General features: G+C 47.6%; 18 protein-coding genes and 1 riboswitch. Of the genes, 12 read left to right on the forward strand and 6 right to left on the reverse strand.

Annotated elements, in window-relative coordinates; genetic code table 11:
* The first annotated feature begins 25 nt into the window (after positions 1 to 25).
* Positions 26 to 1,207: an NAD(P)/FAD-dependent oxidoreductase gene (locus BN1546_RS12645; RefSeq protein ID WP_013373647.1), complete on the forward strand. Its 1,182-nt coding sequence runs from the start codon at positions 26 to 28 to the stop codon at positions 1,205 to 1,207.
* A 95-nt stretch (positions 1,208 to 1,302) separates the two neighbouring features.
* Here the strand turns inward: BN1546_RS12645 and BN1546_RS12650 are convergent, their stop codons facing one another.
* On the reverse strand, positions 1,303 to 3,849 hold the full coding sequence (locus BN1546_RS12650; protein WP_090737767.1) for a LamG-like jellyroll fold domain-containing protein: 2,547 nt from the start codon (positions 3,847 to 3,849) through the stop codon (positions 1,303 to 1,305).
* Positions 3,850 to 4,092: 243 nt separating this feature from the next.
* Between BN1546_RS12650 and BN1546_RS12655 the strand changes: the two genes are divergently transcribed.
* The gene (locus tag BN1546_RS12655; RefSeq protein ID WP_058830350.1) at positions 4,093 to 4,890 is read left to right on the forward strand and encodes a copper amine oxidase N-terminal domain-containing protein; all 798 of its coding nucleotides are present in this window, start codon (positions 4,093 to 4,095) and stop codon (positions 4,888 to 4,890) included.
* Positions 4,891 to 4,968: 78 nt separating this feature from the next.
* On the opposite strand, the gene BN1546_RS12660 is transcribed toward BN1546_RS12655, so the two are convergent.
* Both BN1546_RS12660 and BN1546_RS12665 read right to left on the reverse strand, forming a co-directional pair.
* Positions 4,969 to 6,015, reverse strand: coding sequence for a stalk domain-containing protein (locus BN1546_RS12660; RefSeq protein WP_090737768.1), 1,047 nt, complete (start codon positions 6,013 to 6,015; stop codon positions 4,969 to 4,971).
* Positions 6,016 to 6,269: 254 nt separating this feature from the next.
* Positions 6,270 to 6,446 carry a CsbD family protein gene (locus tag BN1546_RS12665; RefSeq protein WP_013373642.1) on the reverse strand — a complete coding sequence of 59 codons (177 nt, stop codon included), beginning with the start codon at positions 6,444 to 6,446 and terminating at the stop codon, positions 6,270 to 6,272.
* A gap of 156 nt (positions 6,447 to 6,602) precedes the next feature.
* Here BN1546_RS12665 and BN1546_RS12670 point away from each other — a divergent pair, with 156 nt between their 5' ends.
* Positions 6,603 to 7,118 carry a DUF2179 domain-containing protein gene (locus tag BN1546_RS12670; protein WP_025676707.1) on the forward strand — a complete coding sequence of 172 codons (516 nt, stop codon included), beginning with the start codon at positions 6,603 to 6,605 and terminating at the stop codon, positions 7,116 to 7,118.
* 119 nt (positions 7,119 to 7,237) lie between these two features.
* Positions 7,238 to 7,450 carry a cold-shock protein gene (locus tag BN1546_RS12675; RefSeq protein ID WP_016822696.1) on the forward strand — a complete coding sequence of 71 codons (213 nt, stop codon included), beginning with the start codon at positions 7,238 to 7,240 and terminating at the stop codon, positions 7,448 to 7,450.
* Positions 7,451 to 7,553: 103 nt separating this feature from the next.
* Here BN1546_RS12675 and BN1546_RS12680 read toward each other — a convergent pair whose 3' ends face one another.
* The 3 genes from BN1546_RS12680 to BN1546_RS12690 all read right to left on the reverse strand — a co-directional run bounded on the left by BN1546_RS12680 (position 7,554) and on the right by BN1546_RS12690 (position 11,182).
* A complete protein-coding gene (locus tag BN1546_RS12680; protein WP_040103815.1) occupies positions 7,554 to 8,561 on the reverse strand; it encodes a substrate-binding domain-containing protein in 1,008 nt (335 codons plus the stop codon).
* 249 nt (positions 8,562 to 8,810) lie between these two features.
* Positions 8,811 to 10,010: a glycoside hydrolase family 130 protein gene (locus BN1546_RS12685; RefSeq protein ID WP_013373638.1), complete on the reverse strand. Its 1,200-nt coding sequence runs from the start codon at positions 10,008 to 10,010 to the stop codon at positions 8,811 to 8,813.
* A complete protein-coding gene (locus BN1546_RS12690) occupies positions 10,007 to 11,182 on the reverse strand; it encodes an AGE family epimerase/isomerase (RefSeq protein ID WP_058830317.1) in 1,176 nt (391 codons plus the stop codon). The genes BN1546_RS12685 and BN1546_RS12690 overlap by 4 nt, the downstream gene beginning before the upstream one ends.
* A 232-nt stretch (positions 11,183 to 11,414) precedes the next feature.
* On the opposite strand from BN1546_RS12690, the gene BN1546_RS12695 reads away from it, so the two are divergent.
* The 8 genes from BN1546_RS12695 to abc-f all read left to right on the forward strand — a co-directional run bounded on the left by BN1546_RS12695 (position 11,415) and on the right by abc-f (position 20,405).
* On the forward strand, positions 11,415 to 12,734 hold the full coding sequence (locus BN1546_RS12695; protein WP_090737770.1) for an ABC transporter substrate-binding protein: 1,320 nt from the start codon (positions 11,415 to 11,417) through the stop codon (positions 12,732 to 12,734).
* 68 nt (positions 12,735 to 12,802) lie between these two features.
* Positions 12,803 to 13,687: a carbohydrate ABC transporter permease gene (locus BN1546_RS12700; RefSeq protein ID WP_013373635.1), complete on the forward strand. Its 885-nt coding sequence runs from the start codon at positions 12,803 to 12,805 to the stop codon at positions 13,685 to 13,687.
* A gap of 2 nt (positions 13,688 to 13,689) precedes the next feature.
* The gene (locus BN1546_RS12705; protein WP_090737772.1) at positions 13,690 to 14,523 is read left to right on the forward strand and encodes a carbohydrate ABC transporter permease; all 834 of its coding nucleotides are present in this window, start codon (positions 13,690 to 13,692) and stop codon (positions 14,521 to 14,523) included.
* Positions 14,524 to 14,568: 45 nt separating this feature from the next.
* A complete protein-coding gene (locus tag BN1546_RS12710; protein ID WP_090737774.1) occupies positions 14,569 to 15,618 on the forward strand; it encodes a glycoside hydrolase family 130 protein in 1,050 nt (349 codons plus the stop codon).
* A 12-nt stretch (positions 15,619 to 15,630) separates the two neighbouring features.
* A complete protein-coding gene (locus BN1546_RS12715; RefSeq protein ID WP_058830313.1) occupies positions 15,631 to 16,590 on the forward strand; it encodes an acetylxylan esterase in 960 nt (319 codons plus the stop codon).
* A gap of 55 nt (positions 16,591 to 16,645) precedes the next feature.
* A riboswitch (purine riboswitch) is annotated at positions 16,646 to 16,745 on the forward strand.
* A 68-nt stretch (positions 16,746 to 16,813) separates the two neighbouring features.
* Positions 16,814 to 17,992, forward strand: coding sequence for an MFS transporter (locus BN1546_RS12720; RefSeq protein ID WP_064961573.1), 1,179 nt, complete (start codon positions 16,814 to 16,816; stop codon positions 17,990 to 17,992).
* Between the two features lie 81 nt (positions 17,993 to 18,073).
* On the forward strand, positions 18,074 to 18,217 hold the full coding sequence (locus BN1546_RS27315) for an RAxF-45 family protein (protein WP_016822706.1): 144 nt from the start codon (positions 18,074 to 18,076) through the stop codon (positions 18,215 to 18,217).
* A 103-nt stretch (positions 18,218 to 18,320) separates the two neighbouring features.
* Positions 18,321 to 20,405 carry a ribosomal protection-like ABC-F family protein gene (abc-f, locus tag BN1546_RS12725; protein WP_090737776.1) on the forward strand — a complete coding sequence of 695 codons (2,085 nt, stop codon included), beginning with the start codon at positions 18,321 to 18,323 and terminating at the stop codon, positions 20,403 to 20,405.
* The last annotated feature ends 55 nt before the right edge of the window (positions 20,406 to 20,460 follow it).

A 20,460-nucleotide genomic window follows, 5' to 3' on the forward strand; every position in this document is an offset into this window, starting at 1 on the left:
ACCTGATCGAGAACGGAGGATGGACATGTCGAAGCAAATTTTGATCTTGGGCGGCGGATACGGCGGATTGCTGGCCGCTCTCACAGCACGCCAGCATATGGACGCTAGCCAAGCAACCATTACAGTAGTAAACCGCTTTGCGTCGCACCAAATTATTACGGAACTGCACCGTTTGGCGGCAGGTACTATTGCCGAAAAAGCTGTGGCGCTTCCTTTGGAAAAACTGCTGCGCAACAAAGATATTATCCTGAAAGTGGATACAGTTTCCGAAATCAAGCCGGACGATAAGAAAGTAACCTTGGCCAGTGGTGCTACGTTGAGCTATGACGCTCTCGTTATTTCCCTGGGCAGTGAAACGGCATACTTTGGTATTCCAGGGCTGCAAGAGCATAGCTTCACGCTGAAATCAGTAGCAGAAGCTAATCGCATCCGCGCACATGTGGAAGCTCGTCTGGATGCTTACAAGCAATCCGGTAACAAAGCGGACGCTACAATCGTTATCGGTGGTGGCGGTCTGACTGGTGTTGAGCTGGTGGGCGAATATGCTGACAAACTGCCTGCAGTTTGCCGTGAAAAAGGCATCAACTACGAAGATATCAACTTGTATTGCGTAGAAGCTGGACCATCTATTTTGGCAGGCTTCCCTCAACCATTGGTTGATCGTGCAGTAACAAGCCTTGAAAAACGTGGCGTTCAAATCGTAGCGGGTGTTCCGATTACAGAAATGAAAGCTGACGAAGTTCTCCTGAAAGACGGACGTTCGATCAAAACGAACACACTGATCTGGACAGGCGGCGTACAAGGTAATGCACTGGTTGGCGCATCCGGTATCGAAGTAAACCGTGGTCGCGCAACTGTGAATGGCGCACTGCAATCGACTTCCCACGAAGACATCTTCCTCGCTGGCGACAGCGCAGTAGTGTTCCCAGGTGAAGGCGAGCGTCCATACCCTCCAACTGCACAGTTGGCTTGGCAAATGGGCGAATTAGTTGGTTACAACATCTTCGCTTATTTCAACGGAGCGAAAATGGAACGCTTTACGCCAGTGTTCTCCGGTACACTGGGCAGCTTGGGAAGAACAGACGCGATCGGTACTGTAGGCGCGAATGGCACCCAACTGAAAGGCGCTGTAGCTACTTTGATGAAAGAAGGCAGTAACATCCGTTACTTGTCCCACATCAAAGGACTTTTTGCATTGGCCTACTAATATCTATATGGTTTATTAAAAGAGAGCGCTGTTCAGCGCTCTCTTTTTTCATTCTTTGACACTAGTGATGCTCACCATTCACAGATAGTTTTAATTCACTTCATCTGGGCTAACTCTTCCACCTGTGCAGGAGGGAGCGCGCCTTCAAAAATACTCAGCTCATCCATAGATCCTTTGAATGCAGGGTCCCACCAGTTGACCCCTAAGCTGAATGTTCCAGATTTAGAGGTAAAGACATCCGGAAACCCTGACCCTGTAAACTGAATTTTCCCATTCACATACACCACTAGCACTCCATGATCTACAGTAAAGGCAAGGTGTGTCCATTCATTGGCTTTGATCTTCCGGCCAGTACTGCCGGTATACCAAGTTGAGCTGCCGGACCAGACCATGGTGTTATCCTTCTCAGGTCCTCTGGGCAGAAGGCTAACCCAGTGGTTGCTATCCATAGCTCCAAAAAAAGTTGGTGTATGCACAGTCAATTCGCTAGGTTTCACCCACAGTGACACAGAATAGGCTGAACTGGATATGAGTCCTTCAGGCAGAGCAATACCTGACTGTCCATCAAGGACTACAGCTTGGCCTCTTACGCCTTCAGCGTAGGATACATTTCCTCCTTGACGATCGATTCGGTCACCAATAACCTTACCATTGGCAAAAGCCTCATTCTGATCCTTTAGATTATTTTCAAATGGGTATGAAGCAGTCAATGTTGCCTTCTCATAAGGAGCTACCGTAATGTTAAAAGCTTTGTCCCGACTGCTGTCCCCTTTGGTAATGGTAGCTGTCAAAGTGGCGGATACAGCCTTTTCTCCGATCCCGGGGCGCTTGATTTCACCAGTATCGGAAATGATGCCTGGGTCTGAAGTTTTCCAGGTAATGGATGATTGCCGACTGCCTTCCTTCGGAAGCGTCAGATTAGCCGTCACCCGGCTCGTATCGCCAAGATCTAATTCACGATATACACTGTCAACGACTGTCGTATCCGTCATATCAGGGAGCTTACTGCCCCAGGCCATTTCACCTTTATTCGATAGAACTGTAAACGCAAGGATGTATTGATTTGTAACCTGGTCCCATTGTCTCAGGAATACTCCATCATATACAGCACCATCCAGTGTTAGTTGGACATTCGCATCCCCCGACTTGCGCCATGTTCCTTGCACATCGCCTTTAATCGTATGATCTGCTCTCAGCTGAATGAACTGTGTATTTTTGATCGTCGCCGAAGAATCACTGCCATGGTTAATATATTGATAATCACCAATGAATTGTTTCTCATCCAGCTTTGTAAGCGTCTCGCCGCCGTAACGGTAAGGAGCTACAACAGGCCAGTCATCCTGATTCATGAACATTTGGTGTACACGCAGCTCATGAGTCTCCCCTTGCTGAGGGAATCGGGTATGAAAGACAACAAACATTTGTCCGGTAGCAGGATCGGTGTATACCGAGTTATGCCCAGGAGATACATAGCCGTAGCCCACACCTGTACCTGGATCGCCTATTTTGCTATCGAACAAGAAGTTACCCATTAGTTTGTTGCCATAGGCTACATTTTTGGTGTTTGCTGGCAGAACGGCATTCTGTCCTTTGGCATCCTTATAAGGTCCTGCCGGACTCTTGGAACGGAATAACCTCATGTTATACCCACCGTCCGCTGCAAGTCCGCCATAGGTTACATACAGATAGTAGTAACCTGTCTTTGAGTTGTATTCAATATATGGACCTTCCCCGGACTCACCGTATCCACCTGCGATCTTGGTGCCAAAGTAACGATCAATCAGACGGCCATCCTCTGTAGTTCCATCTTGGCCTGGATAGATCGGTTTGCCAGTTGCTTTATCCAGCTCCAGCAAAAATATTCCTCCGGACCATGACCCGTACGTCATCCATAAGCGCCCGTCTGTATCATAAAAGACTGCTGCATCAATTGCATTCGGGAACACCCGATTCGCATAAGAACCATCGGCGTTAAACCATCCTGCTCTAGGCCCCTTCAGCTTGCCTTCATTAATGAGTTGAGAAATCGGCGTATTTGTCCACTTTTTATCCACTTTGCTATCTTTATCGAATGCAGTCTCCTTTGTAAAACCAGTGTTCACAATAGTATCCACATATTGATAGGGGCCCTCAATGTTGGGTGCAACGGCAATACCGATCGCGGAACGTATATAGGTGGAGGAGGCACTATAATAAATCATATAGGCTCCTTTTGAGCCATCCTTATTGACATAATGCTCATTCCAAAATACATCCGGCGCCCATACTGAGAATCCTCCCTTGCTATCCGCATCATTCTCGCCCGCCCAAGCGAAAGATCCGGCCAGATTCTTCGGTAAATCCCCGTAAAGAGTATTCCCAGGTGTTGTGTAACCGTTTGCAAAAGAAGTCCAGTTTGTGAGATCTTTGGACTTCGCTGCGGAGATATGCGACCCAAACACATAATAAGTGTCACCGTCTTTGACAATCGAAGGATCATGAACCGATACATTAGAGAAGGTCGGCACATTCTGCTTATTATTCTGGTTCGGATCCGCTGCGGCGGCATCCATTGTACCTGAAGGTACGGCTGCAATTGCCAATAATAAAGTCATTGTTAATGCAATGCTCGACCTGGCTCTACGTTTAACAAAACTTCTCATCGTATAGATTTACCCCTTTCTAAATTGGAATACAGTGATACATTCTGCTTTCATCGCTAAAATACCTTTATATTTATAAATATTATTAATGTATTTATGAATTAAATAGCTGTAGAGAAGGTGCCATATTCTATAATTAGGTAGAGGTTATAAATTATGGTTGACTATATGTATTGGTGGAGGTACGTTAGTTATAAACAAAACAGTTGTATTTTTGAGCTGTTTATGAACAAGGAGGAAATTATGAATATCAGGTTGTTCGTATGCCTTATGGTTCTATTTAGTATTGCCACTGTACACTCGAATTCGACATCAGCTCAAGCTCAGACCCCTATACACCTGAAGGTCAATGATCATTACGTTTTATACACCTATCCTGCCTCGCCTTTTGTGGATACAAAGGGGAGACTGCTTATACCGCTCCAAGTAGCTGGGGATATACTGGGTGGTAAAGTAACTTACAACGCAGCGAGCAAAACCGCTGCTGTTGATTTGTTGGGGCGTAATGTAACGGCTACGATCGGATCACCCGAAATTTCGGTTAACGGTGAGCCGGTGACAATGGACACAGTCCCCATCATGAAAAGCAACGCGATGTTTTTACCAGTATCCATTTTGTTGAAAGATACGGATGCAAAGATGGAGTGGGATTCCAAGCGTGGCTTATTGAAGATATGGCATGACAGCTTTACGGAAAGTCCAGTTCTTATGAGGTTCAAGGGACAAGACTTGGCCCAAGTCATTGATGCAAATGCATTTGATCTTACTTCCTTTGACTGGGATCAAAAGCAGGGTGTATTGAATATTCATGCTACGTATAAGAGTGACTTATCGCCCGTTTTCAAGCAAATTGACTTTAATCCTATGATTGTGTATAGCAAAGGGACCTATAGTGTAGATCCTTATTCTAAATCCGGTTCATTTCACAAAGTCAAAATAACCAGTGCAGGTCATTTGCTTTATACAAAAAATATCGGTACAACTAATGCGGATAGTGATTATATAAAATACATTACTTCTGTGGGCAGGCTGATTCAGTAATGAATACATGATGGTAGTGAATCATCAAAAAAAACGACAAGGCCTATAGAACCTTGTCGTTTTTTTGAAGCATGAGTCTTAGAAGGAAATGATTTGGCTGCTGTTGCCCTTATTGCGGATGTACCCCTCGACTCTGTCAATTTTCTCTCTATTTTTTAGCTGGTCGATTACGCCATCAGTTAGGTTGCTTCTTTGATTACTGGTGAGTTTGTTGTTCCAATCATCAGAATTTACATACACATCAACGGTTGCTTTACTGCTGTCGCCTCTTACAGTGAAATCAAAGCCAACACCGGCGTAGTTACCGTATCTGTCAGTCAAAGAACGTTGGATACTGCTAGTATCCAGAGAAGAAGCTACCTTTTTAATCGTTACATCGCCTCTGCTGTTGGTTGAAAAGGTCGCCAATTTATCTCTATTACTGGAGTTCTTCACTGTGCCGTCAATATCGGCATCTTTGTACTCTTTCAAAATGTCCTTAACGATGTCCTCCAGGTAGCTTTCCTTTCTGCTGTCGGACAGGTCATCCCATCTGGACTTGGTCATTTCGATGGTCACGTCAATATCGCTTTTGTTACCATCCAGCGTGATATCCGAGTTCGTGTTGTAGGAATCACTGTAATCCTTGTTCAGTTGCTTTTGAAGATCTTTCAGGGTGCTTGAACTATTTTTGCTCGCTTCATCTTTCAGCGTCTGATTGTCTTTTTGCAACTGAGCAATGGTAGCATCTTTCGTTGTGTTCGCTGCTTTTGCTGTGTTCAGTTCTTGAGTCAGCGTCGTAATCTGGTTGTTCAATGCTGTAACTGTAGACTGATCAATAGGAACGCCGTTGTCAGCAATGACTACGCGTTTGTTTGTGCCATCCCATGTTACTTTTTTATCCAAAGCAGTACCTGCCAGCTTCAGCGGGATATACGTCACGCCATCCAGCAGAAATGGTTCTGTTTTAGCATCAGCAGGAACCTCGGTTCCGTTGTAGATAATTTTAATATTGTTATATACTGCTTGGATCGGCTTAGTTACTTGTGCAGCATATGTAGATTGGCTGAACAGAGCCCCGGAGATGGCCAAGGCCGACACGGCAGTGATGATGACTGGTTTCTTCATGGACTTCAATGATTTCATTCGTTGGTCTACCCCTTTATTTAAGAATTATAGCTTGATACATAGACTAGAGTAACATTAATACATACAAAATCCAACAGGTTGGAAGGGTTGTTATTGGTTGTGCTTATATTAGTTAGACGCAAAAGCGACTGTAAAAGTTGCCCTGTTTGCGTAAATATTTTTCCAAAAGTAACCGAACAAAATAAAACAGTCCGCTGTACAAGACAGCGGACTTGTTTGGAGTACAGTGCGTTAGGGTATCAAAAGTTGGATTATTTGTGGTCCTTCAGTTTGCCTGCTGTTTCCTGAAGATGGCCTTTGGCTTTATCCAATTTACCTTCGGCTTGAAGTGACTTATTATCTGTAGCGTTCCCGATTTGATCCTTGATTTCGCCTTTAGCTTTATTTACATTACCTTTGATTTTATCGCTAATTCCGTTATCCTTCATGGTATAGCCCTCCTCATATAATCAAACTTTCTTTCAGCATGCTGTAGTTACTCATTACCCGAGCGAGGGTAATACGAAACGTAAGGCTGTAGATCACAGACAGGGGCATAATGTTGGAGACGGGGTTAACTAGATCGTGAAATAAGGAGTGAGCGTATGCTCAAAATTTTATTGTTTATTCTCGTTATTCAACTTATTTATGTATCGGCGTATACACTACGTATGATTTTGACGCTGAAAGGACAGAAGTACATTGCTGCACTCATTAGCACCGTGGAAGTTACGGTCTATGTGTTGGGCTTGAATGTCGTGCTTAGATATCTGGATCAAGTGGCAAGTCTTGCGGTATACGCCATCGGCTACGCAGTGGGTATTCTTATTGGAGCATGGATTGAGGAAAAAATAGCGCTCGGTTATGTCACTGTGAAGGTGATCAGCAATGAGATCAATGGAGGAATTGCCAATGCGCTGCGAGACAAAGGCTACGGCGTTACAGCTTGGCTGGGCAGCGGACGTGATGGAGAACGTCTGGTGATGGAGATTTTGGCCAAGCGTAAAAACCAGAATAAGCTGTATCAATCCATTCTGGAGCTGGATCCCAAGGCTTTTGTCATTACAGTGGAGCCAAAGCAATTTCATGGCGGTTTCTGGACCAAGGCTATCCGCAAATAAGGATTTTGGTAAAATACGCATATTTTCCGTAGGTTGGAGCATATTAATACCCGCACAGGAGGGAATTAACAGTATGCCGACAGGGGATGTTCCCCTATAACAACCAAGGGGGGATATAGATGTACAGACGCCAGGCCCCGGAAATCATTCCAGAGGAAAATACGGCTATTTGGTCGTGTACCAACGAGGGTTGCAACGGATGGATGAGAACGGATTTTACCTTTTTGAGCGAGCCGGCTTGTCCACTTTGCCAAGCCACGATGGGTCAGGAAATGCGGATGCTGCCGATTCTCAATCGGACGGGCAATTCCTTTGTGGCCCAGCGCTCTTGATTGAAGGTAAGCCCATGATTACGCTGCAAAGATTATAAACGTCAAAAGCCGCTCCAGCGACATGCTGAGCGGCTTTTGGTTGTGGAATATTCACTGATCATGATCACTCAAGGGGCTGCACGGAATCACGATATACAATATGACCCTGTACAAGGACTCGACCAAAACGACTGCCGGGATGGCTTATTTTTTTCATCATTGAATCCACCGCGGTACGTGCCATTTGCTCAATGTCTACTCCGACCGTGGTCAGTTGCGGAACAATAAGCGTGGCGTATACATCGTTATCAAAGCCGACTACAGAGCAATCCTCGGGTACGCGGTATCCCAGACCAATCAGCTGGTGCACCAGATTGTGAGCAACCTGATCGCAGTTGCATACAAAGGCGGTCGGTAGTGGCTGAGGCAGCTCCATTTCAACATAGGACCCTTCGTCGTCCCGGTCACTGAGTACCCACTCGTTACGGAGGGGCAACCTGTGCTCCAGCAAGGATTTATAGTAGCCGAGGAAACGATCTTGAATACTACTGGTGGAATAGATATTTCCCACATAAGCAATATCCCGGTGCCCCTGGGCGATCAAGTAGTTGGTCAGCTCATAGGCTCCGTAAAAATTATCCGTCACCACAGAGTCGATATCGGCATGCTCATCATAAAAGTCGAGAAACATTTTAGGTTGGTCCATGGTTTGTACCAGCTCAATATATGGCTTGCTCACCTGGCCCAGAAGAATGAAGCCGTCCACCTTACGGTCGTAATAGATACGTGGCAGATTAAGCTGTTCTTCGTCCTCGCGATGGAGGATGTGAAGGATCCCGTAGTAGCCGTATGGCTCCAGTGCTCGTGAAATTTGCTGGTAAATATGCAGATAAAACGATTGGCCAGGACCGGTAAAACGTTCAGGGATGACAACACCAATGTTATAGGTGAGCCCTTCCTTCATGGACTTGGCAACGGTATTGAAACGATAACCCATTTCGCCCGCGAGCGTTTTAATACGTTCTTTTAGCTCCTCGCTAACCCCATCCTTGTCATTGAGCGCCTTCGACACGGTCACGCTGCTTATTCCCAGCTTATCTGCAATATCCCGCATCGTTACGTTGCTCTTCATTCCTGTTCCGCCTTCCAATTTTAAAAAGATAAGCATTTTGCCTACATCCAGATAAGAGTTGCAAAATGCTGGGGTGAATATGGATAGCTTATCCGCTTGTAGAAATTCAATTAGCTTAGCGGTGCAGCTGCTCTGTAAAGATACAAGGACTGGCAGCCATAGCTGCCCATAGAACAACAATTAGCCTGCGGGTAACAGTTGTTCTATGGATAGTATACATGGTTCCACAAGCAGGATAAAGCTTACGGCTTAGATCTGCTGGGAAGGACGGTTGCTTGCTTGCAATAGCGCTTCATTGCGATGGATCAGCTCACGGCGGATAGCGGCGCTGCCGAGAGAACGCAATGGGTCGGACGGTGTATTGAAGGTGTAGTCTTCTAGACGGGCAATGGTGGTCGTCGCTACGTGGATACGGGTATCACTGGACGCGTAGTATATGAAGACTTCATCTCGTTCATTAACGACTGCCCCATTGCAGAAAATAACATTCGAAACATCACCCACGCGTTCCTCATCATAAGGAGCCAGAAAATGCCCGCCAGGCTTGGCAATGACGCGCGTAGGGTCTTCCAGACTGGTGGCAAAGGTATACAGCACATATCGCAGCCCGGCGGCTGTATTGCGTACCCCGTGAGCGATATGAATCCAGCCGCGACTCGTTTTGATCGGAGCAGGACCTTGCCCGTTCTTGACTTCGTATACCGTATGATAGTAGCGCTCGTCAATGACTGTCTCATGTTCAATCACGGGCTGCGTAATATCTTTGCAGAGACCGAACGCAATGCCTCCGCCTGAGCCGGTGGAAATAAACCCATCTTGGGGACGAGTATAGAAGGCATATTGACCGTCCACAAATTCGGGGTGCAGGACAACGTTGCGTTGCTGCGGGGACTGGGTAGTGATGTTGGGAAGCCGGGTCCATGTGCGGAGATCACGAGTGCGGACTAGTCCAGCCTGAGCGACAGCGCTGGAGGTATCGTGGGCTGGCGCGTCAGGGTCCTTTTTCTCCGAGCAATAAATACCGTAAATCCAGCCGTCCTCATGCTTCACCAGCCGCATATCGTACATATTGGTTTCATCCGGGTCGATATCATCCCATACTAAGGGAGCGTCAATGAACCGGAACTGATCAATGCCGTTATCGCTCTCTGCCAAGGCAAAAAACGACTTTCGATCCAGTCCCTCGGTGCGTGAAACAAGAATGTATTTTCCTTCATGATAGATCGCTCCAGGATTCAATGCCGCATTCACACCCAGTCGTTCCATGAAAAAGGGGTTGGTTTGTGCATCCAGGTCAAACCGCCAGTGAATGGGAACATGATGGCGTGTGAGCACCGGATAGAGGTAGCGTTCATAGATACCATTGTAAAAGGAGGTTTTAACCTCATTGGGGCGCGTAATCAGTTCTTCTTGCTGCAACAGCAGCTCATTGTATTTGCTATGAATCATTGTTTTTCCATCCTCTCCAGCATTTCGATGCAAAATCGGCTGTTATGATATGGGCACTTCCAAGGACCTGCAATCTCTCTCGCATCAGGCTTACCGTCGGTTTGAACTGACCAGAACCATTCGCCTCCGGCGCGCGGATCGATGATATATTGCCGGGTATAGGTCCATAGATTTCGCACAATGTGCAAAAATCGTTCATCCTGTGTCCGCTGAAACGCATTGTAAAAACCAACCATTGCTTCGGCCTGTACCCACCAGATACGTGAAGTGTCTACCCGCTCTCCCTCCCGCTCGTTGATGAGCGATCCGTCTGGCTGAATAGCCCGCTCAGCTACCGCGCCGGCAATATCCACCACCATGTTCACATACTCAGATGGATGATAACCCAGTACATTCATTGCGTCCTCCATCAACCAGCTGGCTTCGATGTCGTGACCATATGAGGTCAGATCGAGCAGTGAGCGCCATTCGCGATCGAAGAACACTCCCAAGCGCCGGGCGGAAGCATCGTAAACACGATGGTATAAAATGTCCAGCACGTTCTTCAGTGCATCCCGAACCTCTTCGTTTGGGTAGGCACGTAGCAATTGGGTATACGCTTCCAAAACATGAATATGCGTATTCATGGTAATATGCGCGGTAACTCCATTTTCACTGAGTAGCTCATTAGGCTGCGCGTTCCACGAACGATCATATTGTTCACCGTATGCCTGTAGAGCAGGATCATACCCCTTTTGTTCCACCAGATGAAACAGTTCCATTGCCAGTGGCAATGCATTCGGGTCATCCGTAGCTCGTGCATATTCTGCCAGCGCATAGATGGCAAATGCCTGCGCATATACATGCTTGCACGTATCCACCGGCTGCCCCGTGTAGTTCACCATCCAGTACATTCCTCCATGTAACGGGTCAAGCAGGTGATCTTGCAGAAATGTAAAGGCATGTCGTGCCGCGTCTGCATAGGCGCGTTCCCCAGTTACACGGGCAGCTGCTGAGAAAGACCAAAGTAGTCGCGCAGTGGCGATGCCACCTTTGTCCGCTTGTTTATGGATGTGCAGATCCACGTCTACCTCGCCATAAAATCCGCCATGCGCTTCATCTTTCAAGCCTAACCAGAATGGGAGTATGTGTTCCTTCCATTCCTGTCTAATTTCGTGTACTAGTGTTTCCAAGAGACAAAGCCTCCTTCGGAAAATTATTTATTAGTTTATCGTTAACCTTACAGAAGTATCATATCTAGGTGTTTATAAACTGTCAACCATGCTAGATTCGTGTTTTTTACAAGAAGAGGACCACGATATTTTACAAAAAAATATTGTAATTGACACAGTAAGCGCTAACATAATAAAATGATTTTGTTAGTTTAACGATAACCTTATTAAAAACAACAGGAGGGGTCGTCTCATGAAGTTGTCCAAGGTTTTGATGTCATTACTATCCGTGCTTTTGATAGCGGGGCTGTTTACTGGCTGTAGCTCAAAGAAGGATGCGCCAGCTGCCGGTTCTGATCCGAAGGGTCCGGAAGGGGAAATTACGGTGATCACACAGCGGACAGATATTGTGGATACCGTATTTCAGGATTACGCCAAGGAATTTAACAAACTTTATCCGAACGTGAAGGTCAATTTTCAGGCATTGGCCGATTATGATGGTCAAATTAAAATTCGGATGGGAACCCGGGATTACGGAGATGTGTTGCTGATTCCTGGCAGCATTCCGATTGAGGAGCTTCCTAATTTTTTTGAGCCACTAGGTACTTATGACGAGATGAAAAACAAGTATACCGGCATTGAAGAACGTACAGTGGATGGTAACAGCTACGGTATTCCGATTGCGATGGTTTACTCTGGCGTGATTTATAACAAAAAAGTGTTCAAGGAAGCAGGGATCACACAAATTCCTAAAACACCGGATCAATTCCTGAAAGCGTTACAGCAAATTAAGGACAAAACCAAGGCAGTGCCGCTGTTTACGAACTATGCCTCTGGTTGGGCACTGACCCAGTGGGAGTCTAGCCTGGCGACAGTAGCGGGTACGAAGGAATACGTGAATGTGACACAACCGAATTCGGATGATAATTTCACGAAGGGTCAGCCCCACTATGAGCTGTACAAGGTCCTGTACGATGCGGCTAAAAATGGTCTGATTGAAAAAGATCCAACGACTACGGATTGGGAGACCTCCAAGGCGGATCTTGCACAAGGTAAAATCGGTACGATGGTCCTTGGCTCTTGGGCGATTGATCAGATCAAAAGCGTAGCTTCTAACAAGGATGATATCGGTTTTATGCCTTTCCCGACGAATGCCTCCAAGGTACTTGTACCGCTGGCAGGTGACTTTAACCTCGCTATTAACGTAAACAGTGAAAATAAAGAGGCAGCCCGTGCCTGGGTGGATTGGTTTACCGAAAAGTCCAACTATGCCGTAGAGCAGGCAGGCAGCATTAGTCCGCTGAAGGGTGCCGCAATGCCTGCCATTTTGAAGCAGTACGAGAATGAGGGCGTTGCTTTTGAAGCGCTGACTCCGTCTCCGAAGGGGCAGGAAGGAATTGTCGATAAAATCGATAAAATGGGAGAAATCGGCTTGTGGCAGCCTGATTTCAAGAAACGAATTATTGAGGCAGGGGTTGGTAACCGCCCAGAATCGTACGACACCATTATGAAGGATCTGAACGATGCATGGGTGAAGGCGCGTGCTGAAGTGGCAGCCAAGGAAGCAAAATAACCATCTGAACTTTACCATAAGAAGGGATTGACATGGTAGTTGATGGACGGATAGCCAGGAGGTGCAGCATGTTTAAATTTTCGAATCTCAGCTACTCCAAACAAAGATTAGCGATTATTGTTGCCTTTTCGTTTATTCCACTGGCGCTGCTGGTCACTTTTGCGTACTTGCCGGTGATCAATATGTTTAAATACAGCTTTTCGGACTGGAACGGCTATAGTAAGCGTCTGGAATATGTGGGCTTTGAAAACTATATTAAAATTTTTACCGACCCCGAGTATTTCTCGGTGTTTAAGGTCAGTCTGTATTACTTTGTAGCCACGTTTGTACAGATGGGTTTGGCCCTTTATTTTGCGACCATTCTCAGCTTTCAGACCTGGTTTAAAAATTTCTTTAAAGGCATTTTGTTCTTCCCTTCCCTGATGAATGGGGTGGCGATTGGTTTTATTTTTCTATTCTTTTTTAAGCCGGATGGCACCCTCGATACACTGCTTCAGGCAGTGGGCTTGGGTTCGTATGTCAAGCTATGGCTGGGCAACCCGGAGATTATTAATATTTCGCTGGCAGGTACGTCGATCTGGAGATACATGGGCTTTAACTTTATTGTGTTTCTAGGTGCGATTTCTTCCATATCCAGTGATTTGTATGAAGCAGCCGATATCGACGGAGCCAACCGCTGGCATCAGTTCCGCTCTATTATTTTGCCGACCATCAAGCGAATTTTGCAGCTGAACCTGATCTTGGCGATTAGCGGCGCGATCAGTGCATTCGATATTCCTTACATTATGACCGGTGGCTCCAACGGTAGTAAAACGTTCGTCATTCAGACGATTGATGTGGCATTCAAATACAGCAAGGTTGGTTTGGCCTCGGCGATGGCGGTTGTTCTGCTGTTGATCGTAATTGCTGTTACGTTGCTTCAGCGGTTGCTGATTCGGGGGGAGGAGGACTAATCATGTATAAGCTAAAAAGATTGCTGGCAAGCAGCATCAAGTATGCCGCGCTATTGCTAGGTGCGTTCATTGCTCTACTGCCGATTGTTGTGATTTTGTTTGCATCTTTGAAGACGAAGGCTGAATATGCGACAAGCAGTCCTCTGACTCCCCCGGTGAACTGGCTGAACTGGGCGAACTACGCCAAAGCCTTTGTGGATGGAAATATGCTAACTGGATTTTTGAACACAGCCTTTATTTTGCTGATCTCCATCATCGGGGCTACGTTGACCGGTTCCATGATCGCGTATATTTTGAATCGTTTTAAATTTAAAGGTAAAAGTCTCATGCTGGGTGCGTTCTTGCTCGCCACGCTCATTCCGGGGGTGACGACACAGGTATCGACATTCCAGATCATTAACAAACTGGAACTGTTTAACACACCTTGGGCAGCCATTTTACTTTATTTGGGGACCGATATTATTGCGGTGTATATTTTCCTTCAGTTTCTGGATTCCATCGCAGTGGCGCTGGATGAGTCGGCCATGCTGGATGGGGCTTCCTATCTGACCATCTACTGGCGCATTATTTTGCCGCTGCTGAAGCCTGCCATTGTGACGGTAATCATCATCAAGGGTGTTAATATTTACAATGATTTTTACACCCCGTTCCTGTACATGCCCAAAACAAGTCTTCAGGTTATATCGACGGCACTGTTTAAGTTTAAAGGGCCATACGGATCGCAATGGGAGGTCATTAGCGCGGGCATCATCATTGCGATTATTCCGACGCTGGCTGCGTTTTTATCATTACAAAAGTATATCTATAACGGATTTGCACAGGGTTCAGTCAAATAGAAAGATCAAAAAATAAAGTGTTTAGGTGAGAGGAGAGTCAAGAGTATGAGTAAATTGAATGTGGATTTGGATGTAGGTAACGTACGAATTGTAGGAGATAGCCTGTCGAAAATGCCGTGGCAGGATAAGCCCGAAGGTAGCGAGGCTCCGGTGTGGAGGCATACTGAAAACCCGGTCATTGGACGGAATCCGGTACCCGGCATTGCCCGTATTTTCAACAGTGCAGTAGCTCCGTATGAAGGACGGTTTGTAGGAATATTTCGTGCTGAAACGATTAATGGACGTCCGCATTTGCATCTCGGCTGGAGTGACGATGGGCTGGCTTGGGACATTGAGACAGAGCGTCTGCATTTGGTCGATGAGGAAGGGAATGAGTATCAGCCTAATTATGCTTACGATCCGCGTCTGGTTCGAGTGGAAGATACGTATTATATCATCTGGTGCACAGATTTTTATGGAGCAGCGCTGGGGATCGCACAAACGAAGGATTTCAAAAGGTTTGTGCGATTGGAAAATCCGTTCTTGCCGTTTAATCGCAACGGAGTGCTGTTACCTCGTAAGCTAAATGGAAACTTTATGTTGCTATCCCGTCCGAGCGACAGCGGTCATACGCCTTTTGGCGATATTTTCCTTAGCGAAAGTCCTGACTTGGTCTATTGGGGCAAGCACCGTCATGTAATGAGCAAGGGCGGTCAGGGCTGGTGGCAATCGGTGAAGATTGGCGGCGGACCGGCACCGATTGAGACGACAGAGGGCTGGCTGATGTTCTATCACGGGGTGACAGGCACGTGCAATGGACTGGTATACAGCATGGGAGTAGCTGTTCTTGATCTGGATGATCCGTCCAAAGTTAAATATCGTTCCTCCAATTTCGTGTTGACCCCGGAGGAATGGTACGAAGAGCGTGGCTTTGTGCCGAATGTGGTGTTCCCGTGTGCTACACTGCATGATGCGGACACCGGAAGAATTGCAATTTATTATGGAGCCGCTGATACGTATGTAGGTATCGCATACACGACAGTATCTGACATTATGAAGTATGTCATCGCAACGGATGAAGTAGTCGCAGATGACCGTGAGTCAGGCCGGATGTAGGAGGGAATTTACATGCCGGAGGATATGTCTTTACAGCAGCTACAATCCTATATGGGAAGTAATCCGAAGCCGCGGGATTTTGATAAGTATTGGGAACGGGCGCTGCAAGAACTGGAACGACAGCCACTGGAATATACACTGGAGCCTGCCGATTTTGTCTCTCCGCTGGTGGAGTGTTACCATCTGTATTTTACTGGAGTGGGCGGGGCAAGGGTACATGGGAAGCTGGCTCGTCCCAAGCATCTTACGGAACAAGGTCCAGCCTTGGCGATGTTCCATGGGTATTCCTGCGATAGTGGCGACTGGTTCGACAAGGTGAGCTATGCGGCACACGGATTCACTGTGCTGGCTATGGATTGCCGAGGACAAGGTGGACTGTCCGAGGACAATTTGCAGGTTCAGGGAACGACGGTTCGCGGCCATATTATCCGCGGGATTGACGACCCGGACCCGGATCGGTTGTATTACCGCAACGTATTTTTGGATACGGTACAGACGGTGCGCATTCTAATGTCTATGGAGCAGGTTGACCCTGAACGGATCGGTGCATTTGGCTGCTCCCAAGGCGGGGCACTAACGGTTGCCTGCGCTGCATTGGAGCCGCGTGTCCGTGTGGCGGTCCCGGTATATCCGTTCCTGTCGGATTATAAAAGAGCTTGGGCGCTGGATGCAACGACATCGGCCTATGAGGAACTGGTTTATTATTTTCGCTGGTTTGATCCCAATCATGTACGTGAGAGCGAAGTGTTTCACCGCTTAGGCTACATCGACATTCAACATTTAGCAGACCGTATTCGAGGACGGGTGCTATTCGTGACAGGGCTATCCGATGTGATTTGCCCACCTTCCACACAGTTCGCAGTGTACAATAAAATCGTATCGGACAAGGAATTGCTTGTGTATCACGAATATGGTCATGAGTATTTACCCTATCTGTCAGATCGTGCCATGAGCGAATTTTTGCGGCTGTAGGGGTTGAACTTAGCTAAAGGCTCCTTTATAGTAATAGCTATAACCTTCGTGAAGCGTAATAAATGAATGCCCCATTTGTATAACCTCAATAATATGGTTTGAGGGTCTCTACCAGGAACCGATAAATCCTGATTACAAAAAGTGTACGTCTTGTACATTTCTTGTGGTCAGGATTTTTTTGCGTGATGCGAGGGAATTACATGACAGCAAAGGAGCTAATGTAATGAACTTCAAAGTAGTTATTTTAACCATTGCGACCTTTACGGTAGGTCTGGTGGAGTTGATTATTGGTGGCGTGCTGCCCCAGATTGCACAGGATTTGAATGTCTCTGTAAGCACGGCAGGACAGCTTATCATGATCTATGCGCTTGTGTACGCTATTGCCGGGCCGACTTTGTTGGCGTTGACCGCCAAAATTGAACGAAAACGACTGTATTTGTGGTCGATGTTTATCTTTATCCTGGGAAGTCTGCTGGCTTTCTGGAGTCCGAACTATGCTGTGTTGTTTATATCTCGTATCGTTACTGCTGCAAGTGGGTCGTTGATCGTGACATTGTCACTAACCATTGCGGTTAAAGTGGTGTCCAAAGCTTATCAGGCCCGCGTTCTCGGTGTAATCTCCATGGGGGTCAGCTCCTCTATCGTGCTAGGCATCCCAGCCGGGGTGCTGATTGGAAATGCGTTTGGCTGGCGGGTGCTATTTCTGATTATTGCCTTGTTGACCGTAGTTTCTATGATCATCATGAACTTGTTTATGGAACGGATTCCAACAGAACATGTTGTGCCTATGCGTGAGCAGTTGAAGTCCTTGAAAAATGTTAAAGTAATCAGCGCCCATCTGGTAACAACGCTAACACTGGCGGGACACTACACGTTATATGCTTATTTCACTCCGTTTTTGGAAAACCTGATGGGTTTGAACGCCTCGTGGGTGAGTGTGGCCTATTTCGTCTTTGGGCTGGCGGCAGTGAGTGGAGGTTTTATTGGCGGTTCTTTGGCCGACCGATTCGGCACAGCGAAAAGTATTCTCATTGTCGTAGGTGTGTTTATCGCTGTGATGTTCCTGCTGCCGTTCTCGATTCACTCGATGTATGTGTTTGTGCCGCTTCTGATCATCTGGGGAATCCTGAGCTGGGCCTTGTCGCCCCCAATGCAAAGTTATCTTATTGAAAATGCACCCGAATCAGGCAGTATTCAGCAAAGCTTTAATTTCTCTGCACTCCAGGTCGGGATCGCTCTCGGTTCTGCCTTAGGTGGGGTAGTGATTGAGAATAGCGCTTCTGTTGCCACGAACGCTTGGGTGGGCGGGGCATTTGTGATTGTTGCTTTTGTCTGCGGCGTATTTTCGATTACCAGAGCCGGGACATCACAGGCTGTCAGAGGGCAACACTCCGTTTCATAGTGCGATAGGCCATTACCCCTCTTTTATAATACGAGAAAACATGCTATACTACACACAATTATGAAGAAGGAGGTGAGGTAGGTGAATCACGAGATGCTGAACAACCGTATTAGCCAGCTGCCGATTGCTATGGCTGGCATTGTTCATGCTTTTCCATACAACGGGAGAAGTCTGTCCAATTTTAATCATACGGTTGTAAACATCGCGAGAAGACGCCTACCTTAACTCGAACGGATTGCTACATCTTCCGAAGAGTCGCGGGGTTGCTCCTGCGGCTCTTTTTGTGTTACCTGGGTAAGGGTCTTCCTAAATAAAGGAGAGCCTGAACATGTATATTGTAAACGGTCAACAATTGAAAAAATACCACGCTGCCAATCTGATTTTAGATGGTGCAACATTTGATATCCATAAGGGAGAAAAGGTGGGGCTTATCGGTCGCAACGGAAGCGGCAAAACCACCCTATTACGCCTAATTGCACGTTTGTCCCGCCCGGATGAAGGGCAGCTCGCCATCGCCAAGGATACGAAAATCGGCTATTTGCCGCAAATCCCGGCAGAGTTTGAAAGCTTCACCGTATACGAAACGCTGGCTTACGCCTATCGTGAGCTGAAGGATTGCCGCAATCAGATGAGCACGCTCGAACGGGAAATGTCAGATCCGGTTGTGGCAGCGAATCCGGAGCTGTTGGAGAAGATGCTGCAAACGTATGCTTCCCTACAGGAGCAGTTTGAGCGTAACGGTGGCTATGAAATGGATGCAAATATGGATCAGGTAGCGGATGGGCTAGGTATTCCCAAAGCTATGTATACGCGCAACTTCGGATCACTGTCAGGCGGAGAAAAAACCAAAATAGCACTGGCATCACAGCTCATTGGACGGCCGGATTTGCTGCTGCTGGATGAGCCAACCAACCATCTGGATTTGAAAGGGATGGAATGGCTAGAGCAATTTTTGCAGAGCTACACCGGGGCCTGTGTGGTTGTATCCCATGATCGCTATTTTCTGGATCGAGTTGCTGGCAAGATGATCGAACTGGAGGATGGCGAGGCCTTTACGTACTATACGAATTACAGCGGCTACGTTAAGGAAAAGGAAGAACGTCTGCTGCTGCAATTTGAGGATTATAAGGAACAGCAAAAGCGGATCAAAAAGATGAAGGAGACCATTCGGCGTTTGGAAGAGTGGGGACGCAATGGCGACAACGAAAAGTTTTTCAAAAAGGCAGCCTCAATCCGCAAGGCGCTGGAGCGCATGGAAATGGTGAAGCGGCCTGTACTGGACCCGCAGGGAGCGGAGTTTAACTTAAGACTGGAGGATCGTTCCGGTCGCCGGGTGCTTCAGTTTGAAGAAATCGCCAAAGCCTATGGAGAACGTCAGATATTAAACGGGGCTACGGGTAGCCTAGAATTCGGTGAAAAGGTAGCTTTGTTAGGCGATAATGGCGCAGGTAAAACGACGCTGCTCAAGCTGTTGCTTGGTCAGGAAAGCGCAGATACAGGCACGGTGCAATGGGGCGCGCGCGTCGAGTACGGATATTTGGCGCAGCAAGAGAGAGAACGGGATAGCCGGGCGACGGTGCTTGCTTACTTCAAGGAGGAAGCAGGGCTGGAAGAAGGCGAGGCGCGTGGGCAGCTGGCGAAGTATTTATTTTACGGCGCGGATGTGTTTAAGCCTGTGAGCATGCTGTCCGGTGGAGAGTGGTCCCGCTTAAGGCTGGCGCTGCTGGTCATGAAAAAGCCGAATTTGCTGGTGCTGGATGAGCCGACGAACCATTTGGACATCGACTCTCGTGAGGCCTTGGAGGAAGCGCTGGACACCTACACGGGAACGGTGTTGGCGATTTCACATGACCGCTACTTTGTGAACAAGCTGGCTGAGCGCGTGTGGGAGCTGGAGAACGGGAAGCTGTTCTTTTATCTGGGCGGCTTCGATGAATACCGCACGAAGAAGCGAGAGATGGAAAACGCCCGCTTGCAACGTGGGACGGATGCAGGGGGACGATCGGCATCTGCAAGTAGAGCCGCATCTGGTGGCGGCTCAGGCTCGGGCCTGGCTACGCCTGCTGGCGCAGCAAGCAATGATGCGGGAACGGCTTCGCGGACAGGAGCGACCACCGGAGCCGATGCGAGCCGTGCTCGCTCCGGGTCGGCAGGTCGCTTGGGGGTGCCCGATGCCCGGGGTGGGGCACCCGGAGCGAAGGCAGCGAAGCCATCCCACTCGCCCGCTGCGTCCCGCGAGCGCTTGGAGCGGGCGATTGCCGCCAAGGAAGCAGAATTGGCGGCGACAGATGCCGAGCTGGAGCTGCTCGGTACTGGTAGTGACACGGCACGCATGGCGGAGCTGTGGGACGTGCGTGAGCAGCTGCAAGCGGAGCTGGACACGTTGCTCGGCGAGTGGATTGAACTAGAGTAAGTGATAGGCTGGTTGCTGAAGATAGGCAAACGTATATTTTATAAAGGATAGCCCT

Source organism: Paenibacillus sp. Mc5Re-14 (assembly GCF_001049835.1).
In the GTDB taxonomy this organism is placed as follows: domain Bacteria; phylum Bacillota; class Bacilli; order Paenibacillales; family Paenibacillaceae; genus Paenibacillus; species Paenibacillus polymyxa_C.

What these genes read in the sequence shown, in the direction of transcription:
- BN1546_RS12645 (WP_013373647.1), top strand. Translation starts at nt 26, where the DNA reads ATGTCGAAGCAAATTTTGATCTTGGGCGGCGGATACGGCGGATTGCTG.
- BN1546_RS12650 (WP_090737767.1), bottom strand. Translation starts at nt 3,849, where the DNA reads ATGAGAAGTTTTGTTAAACGTAGAGCCAGGTCGAGCATTGCATTAACA.
- BN1546_RS12655 (WP_058830350.1), top strand. Translation starts at nt 4,093, where the DNA reads ATGAATATCAGGTTGTTCGTATGCCTTATGGTTCTATTTAGTATTGCC.
- BN1546_RS12660 (WP_090737768.1), bottom strand. Translation starts at nt 6,015, where the DNA reads ATGAAATCATTGAAGTCCATGAAGAAACCAGTCATCATCACTGCCGTG.
- BN1546_RS12665 (WP_013373642.1), bottom strand. Translation starts at nt 6,446, where the DNA reads ATGAAGGATAACGGAATTAGCGATAAAATCAAAGGTAATGTAAATAAA.
- BN1546_RS12670 (WP_025676707.1), top strand. Translation starts at nt 6,603, where the DNA reads ATGCTCAAAATTTTATTGTTTATTCTCGTTATTCAACTTATTTATGTA.
- BN1546_RS12675 (WP_016822696.1), top strand. Translation starts at nt 7,238, where the DNA reads ATGTACAGACGCCAGGCCCCGGAAATCATTCCAGAGGAAAATACGGCT.
- BN1546_RS12680 (WP_040103815.1), bottom strand. Translation starts at nt 8,561, where the DNA reads ATGAAGAGCAACGTAACGATGCGGGATATTGCAGATAAGCTGGGAATA.
- BN1546_RS12685 (WP_013373638.1), bottom strand. Translation starts at nt 10,010, where the DNA reads ATGATTCATAGCAAATACAATGAGCTGCTGTTGCAGCAAGAAGAACTG.
- BN1546_RS12695 (WP_090737770.1), top strand. Translation starts at nt 11,415, where the DNA reads ATGAAGTTGTCCAAGGTTTTGATGTCATTACTATCCGTGCTTTTGATA.
- BN1546_RS12700 (WP_013373635.1), top strand. Translation starts at nt 12,803, where the DNA reads ATGTTTAAATTTTCGAATCTCAGCTACTCCAAACAAAGATTAGCGATT.
- BN1546_RS12705 (WP_090737772.1), top strand. Translation starts at nt 13,690, where the DNA reads ATGTATAAGCTAAAAAGATTGCTGGCAAGCAGCATCAAGTATGCCGCG.
- BN1546_RS12710 (WP_090737774.1), top strand. Translation starts at nt 14,569, where the DNA reads ATGAGTAAATTGAATGTGGATTTGGATGTAGGTAACGTACGAATTGTA.
- BN1546_RS12715 (WP_058830313.1), top strand. Translation starts at nt 15,631, where the DNA reads ATGCCGGAGGATATGTCTTTACAGCAGCTACAATCCTATATGGGAAGT.
- BN1546_RS12720 (WP_064961573.1), top strand. Translation starts at nt 16,814, where the DNA reads ATGAACTTCAAAGTAGTTATTTTAACCATTGCGACCTTTACGGTAGGT.
- abc-f (WP_090737776.1), top strand. Translation starts at nt 18,321, where the DNA reads ATGTATATTGTAAACGGTCAACAATTGAAAAAATACCACGCTGCCAAT.